Annotated in this window: 14 protein-coding genes; 3 read left to right on the top strand and 11 right to left on the bottom strand. The window is 62.2% G+C overall.

Features of this window, described 5'->3' with window-relative positions; all coding sequences use genetic code 11:
* The 8 genes from DBR23_RS20350 to gstA all read right to left on the bottom strand — a co-directional run.
* Positions 1-388, bottom strand: a 388-nt coding sequence (locus DBR23_RS20350) for a response regulator (RefSeq protein ID WP_108499408.1), incomplete at its 3' end; no start/stop codon positions are given.
* Positions 385-2235: a PAS domain S-box protein gene (locus DBR23_RS20345; RefSeq protein ID WP_056062435.1), complete on the bottom strand. Its 1851-nt coding sequence runs from the start codon at positions 2233-2235 to the stop codon at positions 385-387. The genes DBR23_RS20345 and DBR23_RS20350, both read right to left, overlap by 4 nt.
* Positions 2236-2508: 273 nt before the next feature.
* On the bottom strand, positions 2509-3189 hold the full coding sequence (locus tag DBR23_RS20340; protein WP_108499407.1) for a DsbA family protein: 681 nt from the start codon (positions 3187-3189) through the stop codon (positions 2509-2511).
* Entirely contained in the window at positions 3186-4172 is a 987-nt protein-coding gene (locus tag DBR23_RS20335; protein WP_108499406.1) for a catalase family peroxidase, read from the bottom strand. Before DBR23_RS20335 ends, DBR23_RS20340 begins: the two co-directional genes overlap by 4 nt.
* Before the next feature lie 2 nt (positions 4173-4174).
* Positions 4175-5275 carry an MBL fold metallo-hydrolase gene (locus tag DBR23_RS20330; RefSeq protein ID WP_233250609.1) on the bottom strand — a complete coding sequence of 367 codons (1101 nt, stop codon included), beginning with the start codon at positions 5273-5275 and terminating at the stop codon, positions 4175-4177.
* 1 nt (position 5276) lies between these two features.
* Positions 5277-5657 carry a nuclear transport factor 2 family protein gene (locus DBR23_RS20325; RefSeq protein WP_108499404.1) on the bottom strand — a complete coding sequence of 127 codons (381 nt, stop codon included), beginning with the start codon at positions 5655-5657 and terminating at the stop codon, positions 5277-5279.
* Positions 5654-5872 carry a 4-oxalocrotonate tautomerase family protein gene (locus DBR23_RS20320; RefSeq protein WP_056062421.1) on the bottom strand — a complete coding sequence of 73 codons (219 nt, stop codon included), beginning with the start codon at positions 5870-5872 and terminating at the stop codon, positions 5654-5656. The genes DBR23_RS20325 and DBR23_RS20320 overlap by 4 nt, the downstream gene beginning before the upstream one ends.
* Positions 5873-5883: 11 nt before the next feature.
* Positions 5884-6504, bottom strand: a complete 621-nt coding sequence (gene gstA, locus DBR23_RS20315) for a glutathione transferase GstA (RefSeq protein WP_233250608.1) — start codon at positions 6502-6504, stop codon at positions 5884-5886.
* 106 nt (positions 6505-6610) lie between these two features.
* Between gstA and DBR23_RS20310 the strand changes: the two genes are divergently transcribed.
* Positions 6611-7522: a LysR family transcriptional regulator gene (locus tag DBR23_RS20310; protein ID WP_108499403.1), complete on the top strand. Its 912-nt coding sequence runs from the start codon at positions 6611-6613 to the stop codon at positions 7520-7522.
* Between the two features lie 92 nt (positions 7523-7614).
* Here DBR23_RS20310 and icd read toward each other — a convergent pair whose 3' ends face one another.
* Positions 7615-8874, bottom strand: a complete 1260-nt coding sequence (gene icd, locus DBR23_RS20305; RefSeq protein ID WP_015014237.1) for an NADP-dependent isocitrate dehydrogenase — start codon at positions 8872-8874, stop codon at positions 7615-7617.
* 225 nt (positions 8875-9099) lie between these two features.
* Between icd and DBR23_RS20300 the strand changes: the two genes are divergently transcribed.
* Together DBR23_RS20300 and DBR23_RS20295 are read left to right on the top strand one after the other, a co-directional pair.
* Entirely contained in the window at positions 9100-9303 is a 204-nt protein-coding gene (locus DBR23_RS20300) for a hypothetical protein (protein ID WP_056644838.1), read from the top strand.
* A 195-nt stretch (positions 9304-9498) separates the two neighbouring features.
* Positions 9499-10038: a DUF192 domain-containing protein gene (locus DBR23_RS20295; protein WP_099730139.1), complete on the top strand. Its 540-nt coding sequence runs from the start codon at positions 9499-9501 to the stop codon at positions 10036-10038.
* A 167-nt stretch (positions 10039-10205) separates the two neighbouring features.
* Here DBR23_RS20295 and DBR23_RS20290 read toward each other — a convergent pair whose 3' ends face one another.
* Positions 10206-10787, bottom strand: a complete 582-nt coding sequence (locus DBR23_RS20290) for a superoxide dismutase (protein ID WP_056062412.1) — start codon at positions 10785-10787, stop codon at positions 10206-10208.
* A gap of 210 nt (positions 10788-10997) precedes the next feature.
* Positions 10998-12323, bottom strand: coding sequence for an exodeoxyribonuclease VII large subunit (xseA, locus tag DBR23_RS20285; protein WP_108499402.1), 1326 nt, complete (start codon positions 12321-12323; stop codon positions 10998-11000).
* Positions 12324-12462: the final 139 nt, after the last annotated feature.

Below are 12462 nucleotides of genomic sequence, written 5' to 3'. Positions count from 1 at the left end.
GGTGGGCACCAGCCAAAAACGCCTCGATCTGCTGCACAAAGGTCTCGGGCGTGATGGGCTTGGACAGGTGTTCATTAAAGCCGACTTCGAGGGCCTTCTCGCGGTCGCCCGGCATTGAGAAGGCTGTCACCGCCACCAGTGGCACCACCCGCCAGCGTGGGCTGGCGCGCAGGCCGCGAGCCACCTCGTAGCCGTTCATCACCGGCATCTGCAGGTCGCACAACACAATGTCCGGACTCTCGGCCAGGGCCAGGTCCAGCCCCACGGCACCGTTTTCGGCCGCCAGCACGCGGTGGCCGGCGGCTTCCAGCAAGTAGGTGACCAGCAGGCGGCTTGCGTCATCGTCCTCGATGACCAGAATGGTGGCGGGATGGATGGTGGTTGTCATGCCTGGGGCTCCGGCAATTGCAGAGTGAAGGTGCTGCCCAAGCCTTCGGTGCTGTCAAAACCCAGGGTGCCTCCCAGTGCTTCGGCCAGCTTGCGGCTCAGGTGCAAGCCCAGGCCTGTGCCCTCATGGTGGCGGCGGTCCGCACTCTCGACCCGCGAAAACGCCTCGAACAGCCGGGGCTGCTCCTGCAGCGGTATGCCTGGCCCGGTGTCCTGCACCCGCAGCTGAACGGCGCGGCCGGTGGGCAGCAGCAACTCCTGCAGCACCACATCCACCCTCCCCTGTTGCGTGAATTTGATGGCGTTACCCACGAGGTTGATGAGAATCTGACTGAGCGCGCGCCGGTCGGTGAGCAGCAAGACATCCACCGGCGGCGCATGCACGGCAAAGGCCAAGCCCTTGCGCCGCGCCTCCAGTTCCAGTGTCGCAGACACTTCTTCGATCAGGGTCTTGCAGTCCACGGGCTCCAGATTCAGTGTGACCTTGTTGGCGCTGAGCTTGGCCACATCGAGCAGGTCGTTGATGAGCGAAAGCAGGTGCTTGGCACCGGTCTGCACGATGCGCAACTGCTTGTCCTGTTCAGCATTGAGCGGGCCGGGCAGCTTCATGAGCAGCGTGCCGGTAAAGCCAATGATTGCGTTGAGCGGTGTGCGCAGCTCGTGGGACATGCTGGCCAGAAAACGGTCTTTGACCAGCGCCGCGTTCTCCAGCTCCAGGTTCTTGTCGCGCAGCACCTGCTCGATGCGCTTGCGCTCCGTCACATCGCGGATGGCGCTGGAGACAAACAGGCCCTCCTCCGTCTCCAGCGGGCTCAGGCTGATCTCGACCGGAAACTCGCTGCCGTCCTTGCGCAAACCGTGCAGCTCCAGCCCTGCGCCCATGGAGCGGGTACGCGGTTCGGCAAAAAAATTGCGCCGGTGGTCGGGGTGGCGAGCGCTGAAGCGCTGGGGCACCAGCAACTCAATGGGCTGGCCCAGCAGCTCATCGCGGCTCCAGCCAAACAGTTTGACCGCCTGGGAGTTGACCAGCACGATGCGCCCTTCGCGGTTGACGATGACCATGGCGTCGGGTGCGGCCTCCAGCAGGTCCTTGAACTTCTGGTCTGCGCGCTTGCGGTCGGTGATGTCGCGGATGGCGCTCATCACCATGGTGCCCTCTTCGGTGTCGATGGGGCTCAGGCTGATCTCGACCGGGAACTCGCCACCGTCCTTGCGCAGGCCATGCAGCTCCAGCCCCGCGCCCATGGTGCGCGTGCGCGGCTGGCCAAAAAACCCGCTGCGATGGCCCAGGTGGGCACCCCGGTAACGGTGGGGTAACAACACCTCCACCGCCTGGCCCAACAACTCGGAGCGGGGGTAGCCAAACACGCGCTCGGCCTGCGAGTTGACGAGCACGATGCGCCCGGTCACGTTGACCATCACGATGGCGTCGGGGGTGGATTCGAGCAGGTCGCGAAACCGCGCCTCCAGCAGCTTGGCATCGCGCTGCACCTTGAGCTGGGTGACATCCTTCTTGCTCGACAAAAAGTACAGCACCTGCCCGGCCGCATCGCACACGGCCTTGGTCGATACATTGACATGCACCAGCGAGCCGTCCTTGCGGCGGCGCACAGCCTCCTGCACCGAAGTGCCCAGTCGCAGGGCCTCGGCACGGAAAAGGTCCTCTTCGTGTGCGCGGCCCTGGGGCACGATCAGGTCGAGGATGGAGCGCCCCTGCACTTCGGCCTGCGAATAGCCAAAGATCAGCTCGGCCGCCGGGTTCCACTCCAGCACCACGCCCTGGGGTGATAGCACCAGCAATGCATCGGGGTTTTGCTCCCAGTACCCGGCAGAAAAGTCAGTCGCCATGCAGCCCTCTCGCTTTCTGCTTCCTGGAGAGTCAGCTGCTCCAGGGACCTTCAACGCTCGCCACATTCGGCAAAGCACACATCAGGCTTATGCCAGCAATGCCGAAGCGTCAGGCCATCTTAGGAGGGAAAGATTCAAAAAGCCAACTCTGAATTGCCAGCGCGATCATGCAGGCTGTGGGAAAAATCGGGAAGCATGCAACAGGGGCTGATCAATAGCGCTGCTGCACAAAGTGGGCCTCACCATCTGTGGCGTTGCATACACTTTCCCCCGCTAGCCCCGGGGTGTGACTGTCATCGATGTCTGATCCATCCAACGATCTATGGTCGCAAGCAACACGGGCGCTTTGGCAAAACCATCCACCAGGCGGACCAGGTGCTCGCCATGTTTGCCCAGAAGTGCGGGAAAGCTGGTGATGCCCCAGCGACGCGCTTGCGCAAAGTCCCTCTGAGTCACCTGGAGGGTGGCATCGGCCACGAAGCACTCCTGCAGCCCTTGGGCATCCAACGCCTGTACCGACAGAGCCTGAGTCACTACGGCGACCAGCACTTCTGGATCGGTCGTGTCCAAGCCGTCGGCATAAAAAGCCTTTTGCAGCGCCCGAAAAATGGCCAACAGGTTTGCACCCGGCTGACTGAGCCGAGCGGCAACTACCGCGCGACAGACAGGCTCTGTGTCGTATACAAAGCCTCGCCGAGCCAGGAGGGCCTCTCGGTCAAAGCTCAGGCCTGTCTGTGCTTCCACCTTCGCCCAGTGAGACAACCTCAAGCGCTTGCCGGCATCGTCCAATACCTCAGTAGCCCCTGCACGCAGACCACCAGTGACGATGTCGAGCCGCATTTCGGGCAGCTGGGCAAGTGCCTCGGACAGTTCTTGTCCGAAGCCGTAGCACCATGAACACATGGGGTCTCCCACAAACACCAAGCGGTGTCGCTCGCTGGCGGCGGCGTTCATTGGCGCTCCGCCATTCGGCGCCCGAATGAAATCCCATATGCGGCTGGACGCGCCAGCAGCACCGGGTCGGCAGAAGGTTCGATGCCATCCGGCAGAGCCAGGGGATTGAAAAGGACGGGCTCGCAGATCGAAGACTCGGACAAGCTATCAATCACCAGACGCCCTGCAGTGACCTGCCGACGCTGTTCTGGCCACGCGACGGTCGGGTCGCTAGGATCGTCGGCGTCTTCAGCCAACTGCACCAAAAACCGGAAGGAAGCGGGTCCTCTGGCAAGTCGCTCCTTCAGCTCTGCCGCGAGAAAATCGTCGGGTAGCTGCATGCTCTGCTCCTCACTCAATCGCTGCTCTCCCGCCTCCGGCTCAAAACGCCAACGCACAAAGCGGCGTTGGTCATCCGGAGCCCGGAAGATGAATGCGTTCACGCCCCAATAAGGAGTCGTGACATAGCTCGCAGGCGCAGAACGCTCGGCCAGATATTTCCCCTGGCGCAACGACTCGGGGTGAGCCAGGTTGAATGCTGCCAAGCGTTCTGGAGATGGTTTGCCGGTCACCGGGTCCGGGACGCGGGATCGGACAAACGGAGCGAAGTCCGCCGGGTCCTTCACAAAATATACCGGAGCAGACAGGTTGGCCTGCATCCAGACTGCCCCATCGGGAAGGTCCAGCTTGAGCGACAGACCACGTGTTGAGCGGCTTTTGTCCGACGCGCCGGGATTGCCCCCACCCACCGAAAACCGAGCGAGGGCTGGCACTTGGGCTCCCGAAAAAGCAGTCGCTTTGCTCAGTGCTCGTGCCTCGGCAGTTCCGATGAAGAAGCCCTTCGCACACAGCCCCTTCGTCTGCGTACGACGCACGCCAGCGTGTTTGCCAAACAACGCCTCCAATGCGTCCACAGACTCTGTCAATGGTTGGGCTACTACCGCCATCGGCTGCCCAACGGCCAGCGCGAGCAACATGAGGTAGATGTAGTTTCTGAGTGCCACGCTCAATCCAGCCGCAGGCTCTGCTCCATGGCGAAGCACTGGTCCCAGATGTACACATCAAAAGCCGCCAGGCGAGAAGCCCACTTGGGTGTCAACGCGTTCACACATTGGGCCGCCACACGGTCTATGTAATTGTCAAAGACGGCCCAGGGGTTGGATTGGTCGCGGGCATCCATGCCCTCGCCCAAGGCCGTGTTCTGCAGGGCCTTGCCGGCAGCCTCTTTGAGATCTTGCAAAAACTCATGTTGCATGGCGACATCGGTCTTGGTACCGGCGCGTGCAACATGGCCAGAAACCAGCCAGTCGAAGTCCATCGACTTGATCTTCTCGACCTGCTTGAAGTAGCCCGGGATGTCCTGCGCCAGCGCAAGGCGTCTCCACGGCATCCATCCGGGAAAGATGACGTCCACCACCATCAACGTACGTTGCTCAGGTGCCAGGATGAAGATGTTCCCCGGCTCATGACCATTGCCGTGGTACGAGAGGTCCAGGCGCTGCCCGCCCACTTTGAGGGTGTACTTGTCGCGGAAGGTGACGCCGGGCAGCGGGCGTTTGGGATCACGTGCACGCGCCAGGATGGTTTGGGTTTCTTCGTGCGCAATGATCACAGGTCGGCGCGGCAGCGTGGCTAGCAACTCCCCTGCTGCACCGATGTGGTCAACATGGGCATGGCTATAAATGATGTGTGTGATCGGCTTGCCCGTGACTTCACGGATGGCTTTCGCGATAAATCCGGCCAGCGGGGGCGGTGCGTCAGCCAGCACTACGCCTTTTTCGTGCACCACGAACATCGCCTGGTAGACGTTGTCGGTCACCATGTACAGGCCGCGCCCCAGTTCCTGGATTCGATAACCCTTCGCGGGGTCAATGCTAGGTCCCTTGGCAGCTTCGGGGATTTCCATGTACTTGCCGGTGCGTGCTCCAATGGCCGCAATCGCGGGCATTCCATGGTAAGGCTCCGAAGCAGCACACCCTGGGGCCGCGCACTCTTGGTGAGCCGATGCGCTGGCAGAAAAACCCAGCAGCAATGCAGTGACGCAATACAGCGCCAGCCCGCCCACTGAAGAGAGAAACGGCTTGGAGAAAGGTCGAAGAATATTCATGTCAATCTCTGATGTCGTAATGAAAGACCTTGGAGACGATCTGCCAGCGTCCGTCCAGCCAGAGCAGCGTCAGCAGGTCGATGAAATGTTTGGGCGCGATGGAGCACTGGAGTTTGGCCAGTGCCGTCACGGGGCCTACCAGGTCGATGGAGAGCACGCGGTCGGTACGCGCTTGGCCGCTCGCCGCAGGGGCTGGGCGAGCATCCACCACCGGGAAGTACTCGTCCATGCGCCAGAAGATGGGTTGCTCTCCCACCGCCGTGGCGTACAGGGCCTGCGGATGAAACACCTTGGCCAGGCGCGTTGTGTCGCTGTGGTAAAGGCCGTCGAGGTACAGCTCCAGCACCGAATGGATGGCGGCAAAGTCAGCGGCACTACTCATTGCGCACCGCCTTTCTTCGCCCGCTCACGCAGCACGGTCACGGTTTCGCCCGCGATGCCCCAGTGGTCGGTATCCACTTCTTCGATCACAACAAAAGTAGTGGCAGGGTTCTTGTCGAGCACCTGCACGACAAGGTCGGTAGCACCCCGAATCAGTTGGGCCTTTTGCTCGCGCGATGCACCCTCGCGGGTGATCTGGATCTTGATGTAAGGCATGGGAGTATTCCTCAGGCTACGAGGCCTTCGGCTTGCATCGCGGCACGGACCTCGGGGCGGGCTGCCACACGCGCCATGAAGCTGCCGATGTGCTGCAGTTCCCCCAGGTCGATCTGCACAAACTTGGCCCAGCCGAGCACCACGAACAGATAGGCATCGGCGGCAGTGAAATCGCTGCCCGTGAGGTAGCTCTTGCCAGCCAGTTGTCCGTCGAGCCAGACCAGCTTCTTGTAAAGCACAGCAGCCAGCGCCTTCTTGGCATTGGCATCCACATCGCTGTGGAACAGCGGGGTGAAAGACTTGTGCAGTTCCGCCGTCACGTAGTTCTGCCACTCCATGACCCGGTAGCGCTCCAGACTGCCTGCGGGGGGCATCAGGGTGCGTGCGCCCGCCCGGTCCGCCACATATTGAGCAACTATCGGCCCTTCGGTGATCCGCGTCCCATCAGCAAGTTCGATCACAGGCACCTGGCCTTTGGGGCTGATGGCATAGAAGTCGCCGCCAGTGCTGGTGGTGTGTTTGTGGGTATCCACCTTCTCCAGCGTGAATGGCGTGCCGGTTTCGCGCAGAAGAATGTGCGTCGCCAGCGAGCATGCGCCGGGAGAGTAGTAAAGCTTGATCGAGTTCTGCATCTGGGGACTCCTTACGTCGGTGGTTGGTGATGCAGCAACTGTATTTCCGATGAAATTGACAATAAACTAGATTCATTTCAAATCACTTATTACATAAGAATCAACAATGAACCGGCAATTCGACAACCTTCGCCTGGGCAGCATTGAGTTGTTCTGCCTGACGGCGCAGCACCAGGGGTTCACTGCGGCAGCCAAGGCCACAGGACTCACGGCGGCTGCCGTGAGCCGTTCAGTGGCACGGCTGGAGGAGCGTCTGGGCGTGCGCCTTCTCATGCGCACTACGCGCCAAGTGCGCCTGACGGAGGTTGGGCAGCGCTATTACGACCAATGCCGCCAGGCGCTGACGCAACTCAGCGAGGCAGAGCGTGAGGCGTCGGGCCAGCAACTCAAGCCAGCAGGCCTTGTGCGGATGAGCCTGCCCACTTCGTACGGCCACCATCGCGTACTGCCTCTCTTGCCCGCGTTCAGCAAGAAGTACCCCGACATAGAGATAGAACTGCAGTTGTCCAACCGTAACGTGGACTTCACCGAGGAAGGTTTTGACCTCGCCATCCGCGGCCGAACACCGCCAGATTCGAGCCTGGTGGCTCGCAAGTTGGAGGACGCGGCCTTGATCGTTGTCGCAGCCCCGGGCTACCTGAAACGCCACCGCGCACCCGCTACACCAGACGAGCTGGAACGACATGAATGCGTGCAGTTCGTGCTGCCGAGCAGCGGGCAGGTCGTTCCCTGGTTGCTGGTGCACGAGGGCCAGACCATGGAATGGCCGACTAAGGGCAAGTTGCGCTGTGCTGATGACATCCTGGGTCAGGTCACGCTGGCCCGCGCAGGAGCAGGCCTGGTACAAACGTACCGTTTTCTGGTGGAGGAGGATCTGCGCAACGGCCAGTTGGTCGAAGTGCTGGCGGGGCATGCGGGCGCGTCACGCCCGTTCTCGCTGATCTACCCAGGCAACCGGCACATGCCCCTGCGAGTGCGGGTGCTCATCGACTATCTGGTACGCGCGCTGGGACACTGAGGCGCAAACAAAAAACCCTGGTCCGAATGACGCACCAGGGTTCTTCTTTTATGGAGACGTTTTGAACCGCCCCGAAGCCAAGGCGGATGCGACTACATGTTGTCAATCATGACCTGCCCAAACCCCGAGCAGCTGACCTGCGTGGCGCCTTCCATCAGGCGGGCAAAGTCGTAGGTCACCTTCTTGGATGCGATCGACTTCTCCAGCGAGCTGATGATCAGGTCGGCGGCCGCTGTCCAGCCCATGTGGCGCAGCATCATCTCGGCCGACAGGATCTCGGAGCCGGGGTTCACGTAGTCCTTGCCCGCGTACTTGGGCGCCGTGCCGTGGGTGGCTTCAAAGCACGCCACCGAGTCGGACATGTTGGCGCCGGGGGCAATGCCGATGCCGCCCACCTGTGCCGCCAGCGCGTCAGAGATGTAGTCACCATTCAGGTTCAGCGTGGCCACGACCGAATACTCGGCCGGGCGCAGCAGGATCTGTTGCAGGAAGGCATCGGCGATGCTGTCCTTGATGGTAATTTCCTTGCCGTTCTTGGGGTTCTTGAGACGGCACCAGGGCCCGCCGTCGATGAGCTCAGCACCGAACTCCTTCTGTGCCAAGGCATAGGCCCAGTCGCGAAAGCCCCCTTCGGTGTACTTCATGATGTTGCCCTTGTGCACGATGGTCACGCTGGGCTTGTCGTTGTCGATGGCGTACTGGATGGCCTTGCGCACCAGGCGCTCCGTGCCCTCGATGGACACGGGCTTCACGCCCAGGCCGGACGTGTTAGGGAAGCGGATCTTCTTTACCCCCATCTCGTCCTGCAGGAACTTGATGAGCTTCTTGGCCTTGTCCGACTCGGCCTCGAACTCGATGCCGGCGTAGATGTCTTCCGAGTTCTCGCGGAAGATGACCATGTTGGTCTTTTCAGGCTCCTTCAGCGGCGAGGGCACGCCCTTGAAATACTGCACGGGGCGCAGGCACACGTACAGGTCCAGCTCCTGGCGCAACGCCACGTTCAGCGAGCGGATACCGCCGCCCACGGGCGTGGTCAGCGGGCCCTTGATGGACACCACGTACTCGCGCAGCACCTGCAGGGTTTCATCGGGTAGCCACACATCGGGACCGTACACCTTGGTGGACTTTTCGCCCGCGTACACCTCCATCCAGTGGATTTTCTTTTTGCCGCCGTAGGCCTTGGCCACGGCTGCGTCCACCACCTTGATCATGACGGGCGTGATGTCGAGGCCCGTGCCGTCACCTTCGATGAAGGGGATGATGGGCTCGTCCGGCACATTCAGGGACATGTCGGCGTTGACGGTGATTTTCTGGCCTTCGGCAGGCACCACGATGTGCTGGTAGGTGGTCATGGGTGGGGAGTCTCCGATGTGCGCCGAGTCTGATTCGGTCGATGAGGGGCAAAGCGAGGAAAAGAAGCACCGCCGCAGGCGCGCCAGTGTGGTTTCAAACCATTCTAATGACAAAAAATTTCGTCCAAGACCCTGTCAACGGGCCGCGCGCTGCTATCGTTGCGAGTGGAGCCGTACGGAATTCGTCCGGCCCTTCAACCTTCGTTCACACTGGAAACGGCATATATGAAAAAACTCCTCGCTGTCCTCGTGGCCGGTCTGTTCACTGCTGGTGCTTTTGCACAGGCACCCGCAGCCGCCCCTGCCACCACCGCTCCCGCAGCCGCTCCCATGACGGCCCAGGCAGCAGCACCGGCCACCAAGAAGGTCGCCAAGAAAAAGACCACCAAAAAGGTCGCCAAGAAGAAAACCGCCCACAAGGCCGCCTGAAACATCGCAAGGCCTGACATACCCACCACGGGGCCCTCAGGCCTTCGCTGATTCAAAAACCGCCCGCTCCTGCGGGCGTTTTCTTTGGTGCTGCGCATGCTCTGCGCACCGCCTGAACTTTTTGCGAGCACTGCAGTCCGTCCCTGGCGCAGCTGCCGCACCCTGTGTTGTCTTTTTTGCCAGAAAGTCCCGCCCATGACCGCCTCACGCGCCCTCCCAGCCTTCCCGCTTCCCGCACTGCGCGGGGCGACCGGTGTTCCCAGCCGTGCCCGCCGCGCCGTCGGGGCCTGGGGAGTTTGGCTGGCGGCATGTGCACTGGCCGCGCCCGCTGGGGTCGCCCAGGCGCAGGAAGGCCCGCAGATGAACCTTCGGCGCGTGGAACTGACGGCCGGCATGCACCGCATCGACGCCCAGGTCGCCCTCACCCCCCAGGAGCGCCAGACCGGCCTGATGCACCGCAAGGAAATGCCCGCGCACGAAGGCATGCTCTTTGTGTTTGAGCAGCCCTCCCAGCAATGCTTCTGGATGAAGAACACCTTGCTGCCCCTCACGGCGGCCTTCGTTGCCGATGACGGCACCATCGTGAACCTGGAGGACATGAAGCCCCAGACACTGGATTCACACTGTTCGGCCAAGCCCGTGCGCTACGTGCTGGAGATGAACCAGGGCTGGTTTGCCAAGAAGGGCATCAAGGCCGGGGCCAAACTCAGTGGGACTCCGTTTGCCCGGCAGTGACGCCAAGGGCTTCTGATGCTACACATTCCATAGCAACAGAACCATAATTCACTAGCGCATCCAGTCGGAAACACTTCAAATTTTCTGCCGTGCAACAAAAAACGGCCCTCGGGCCGTTTTTTGTTGCCTGCGCGGTGTGAGCGCCACACCGCGACTGCGCGGGTCGATCAGGCGAAGTTGGCTTCAGCAAACTTCCAGTTCACCAGCTTGTCGAGGAAGGTTTCGACGAACTTGGGACGCATGTTGCGGTAGTCGATGTAGTACGCGTGTTCCCACACGTCCACCGTCAGCAGGGCCTTGTCGGCGGTGGTCAGGGGCGTGCCAGCGGCGCCGGTGTTCACGATGTCCACGCTGCCGTCGGCCTTCTTCACCAGCCACGTCCAGCCCGAACCGAAGTTGCCCACGGCGGACTTCACAAAGGCTTCCTTGAAGGCGGCGTAGCTGCCCCACTTGGCGTTGATGGCTGCGGCCAGTGCGCCCGATGGCTCACCGCCACCTTGGGGAGCCATGCAGTTCCAGAAGAAAGTGTGGTTCCAGATTTGCGCAGCGTTGTTGTAGATGCCACCGCTGGCCTTCTTGATGATCTCTTCCAGCGTCAGGGATTCGAACTCGGTGCCCTTTTGCAGGTTGTTGAGGTTCACCACGTAGGCGTTGTGGTGCTTGCCGTGGTGGTACTCCAGGGTTTCCTGGCTGTAGTGCGGGGCCAGGGCGTCGATGGCGTAGGGCAGCGGGGGAAGGGTGTGTTCCATGGTGGTGTTTCCTCGTGGTTTGAAATTCTGGGATGCCGTCTGCAACGCGGGCTTTCCTGAGCAATGCAGTCGGACACAGCGCGAAGGGGGCATTGTAGGAACATCAGGTGACCTGTGCAGCATGTGGGCTCCCGGTTCCCCACCCGCAACGCCACAAACCGCCGCTGTCCTACAAAAACGCTCCTGCCGCCCTCGCCCTCCGCGATCCGCTCACAGCAACCGTGGCTGCGACACCGTCACATCCACAGCGCCGTCGGCCAGCGTGGCCCGCAGCGCGTCGCCCGGCTGGGCCTGGCGCACGCTGGTCACCGCCTGGCCGCTGGTGTCGGTCAGCAGCGCATAACCGCGCTGCAGTACCAAGCGTGGGTCCAGCAGCTCCAGCCGCAAGGCAGCGCGGTCCAGCCGCTCAGCGTGCTGCGCAGCACTGCGTTGCAAAGCCTGGGGCAATTGGGTTTCCAGTGTTTGCTGGCGTTGCGCCAGGCGCTGCATTTTCAGGAGCACCCCATGGCGCATGCGCTGCGCAAGGCGCGCCAGTTGCAGCTGCTGGCGCGCCACCAGGCCCGAGGGACGGCCGAGGCGGGCTGCGGCCTGGTCCAGCCGCTGGTGGCGGGTATCGAGCTGGCGCTGCACACCATCGCTGAGGCGGCCTGCCAGCAAATCCAGCGCGCCCAGCCAGACCTCGCGCGGCTGGGCCACCAGCTCGGCCGCCGCGGTGGGCGTGGGAGCGCGCAGATCGGCGCAAAAGTCAGCGATGGTGAAATCGGTCTCGTGCCCCACGCCGCTGACCAGGGGCACCGGGCTTTGCACGATGGAGCGGGCCAGCTGCTCGTCGTTGAAGGCCCACAGGTCCTCGATGGAGCCGCCTCCACGGACCAGCAAAATCACGTCAATGGGCGGATGCCGGTTCGAATCAGCCCCAGGCGCCTGCCCCGCTTGCGCGAGCAGATACAGTTTTGATAGCGCCGCAATGATCGACGGCGGGGCGGCCACACCCTGGACCTGCGCGGGCACCAGCACCACCGGAATGTGCGGCACACGCCGGCGCAACGCCGTGACCACATCGTGCAGCGCGGCTGCGCCGGCTGACGTGACCAGGCCAATGCCGCGGGGCTGCAGCGGCAGCGGGCGCTTGCGCGCCGTGTCGAACAGGCCTTCGGCGTCAAGCTGCGCCTTGAGCCGCAGGAACTGCTCGAACAACGCGCCCTGCCCCGCGCGCTGCATGCTTTCCACGATGAACTGCAGGTCGCCCCGTGCCTCATACACACCGAGACGCCCGCGCACTTCCACCAATTCACCATCGCGCGGCGAAAAGTCAAGCAACGTGGCTGCGCGGCGGAACATGGCGCAGCGCAACTGCCCGTTGGCGTCCTTGATCGAAAAATAACAATGACCGCTGGACGCGCGCGAGAAGCCCGTAATCTCGCCGCGCACCGCGACAGGATTGAAGCGCGCCTCCAGGGCATCAGCAATGGCGCGGCACAGCGCGCCAACTTCCCAGATACGGGGCGCCGCTGCTGGGCTTGAGCGGTCAAACATGAGAAACGGCGCGCGTTGGCGCCGCGCCCCCCCGGCGAGTACTCCACAGTTTCGAGCCAGCGGGAGTTACCTTCAAACTGGGCACCCCAATCGGCCGCAAAACACGAGAGCACGTGCAAGTTGTTGATTTATATACATT

The sequence above is a fragment of the Acidovorax sp. HMWF018 genome (assembly GCF_003061035.1).
Classification (GTDB): domain Bacteria; phylum Pseudomonadota; class Gammaproteobacteria; order Burkholderiales; family Burkholderiaceae_C; genus Acidovorax; species Acidovorax delafieldii.
Note: the sequence above shows the minus strand (reverse complement) of the source record. Positions and strands in the feature narration are given on the sequence as shown.

Coding starts and splice junctions, on each gene's coding strand:
- DBR23_RS20300 (WP_056644838.1), top strand. CDS start 9,100: ATGAAAAAACTCCTCGCTGTCCTCGTGGCCGGTCTGTTCACTGCTGGT.
- DBR23_RS20295 (WP_099730139.1), top strand. CDS start 9,499: ATGACCGCCTCACGCGCCCTCCCAGCCTTCCCGCTTCCCGCACTGCGC.
- icd (WP_015014237.1), bottom strand. CDS start 8,874: ATGACCACCTACCAGCACATCGTGGTGCCTGCCGAAGGCCAGAAAATC.
- DBR23_RS20290 (WP_056062412.1), bottom strand. CDS start 10,787: ATGGAACACACCCTTCCCCCGCTGCCCTACGCCATCGACGCCCTGGCC.
- DBR23_RS20320 (WP_056062421.1), bottom strand. CDS start 5,872: ATGCCTTACATCAAGATCCAGATCACCCGCGAGGGTGCATCGCGCGAG.
- xseA (WP_108499402.1), bottom strand. CDS start 12,323: ATGTTTGACCGCTCAAGCCCAGCAGCGGCGCCCCGTATCTGGGAAGTT.
- DBR23_RS20340 (WP_108499407.1), bottom strand. CDS start 3,189: ATGAACGCCGCCGCCAGCGAGCGACACCGCTTGGTGTTTGTGGGAGAC.
- DBR23_RS20325 (WP_108499404.1), bottom strand. CDS start 5,657: ATGAGTAGTGCCGCTGACTTTGCCGCCATCCATTCGGTGCTGGAGCTG.
- gstA (WP_233250608.1), bottom strand. CDS start 6,504: ATGCAGAACTCGATCAAGCTTTACTACTCTCCCGGCGCATGCTCGCTG.
- DBR23_RS20330 (WP_233250609.1), bottom strand. CDS start 5,275: ATGAATATTCTTCGACCTTTCTCCAAGCCGTTTCTCTCTTCAGTGGGC.
- DBR23_RS20310 (WP_108499403.1), top strand. CDS start 6,611: ATGAACCGGCAATTCGACAACCTTCGCCTGGGCAGCATTGAGTTGTTC.
- DBR23_RS20345 (WP_056062435.1), bottom strand. CDS start 2,235: ATGGCGACTGACTTTTCTGCCGGGTACTGGGAGCAAAACCCCGATGCA.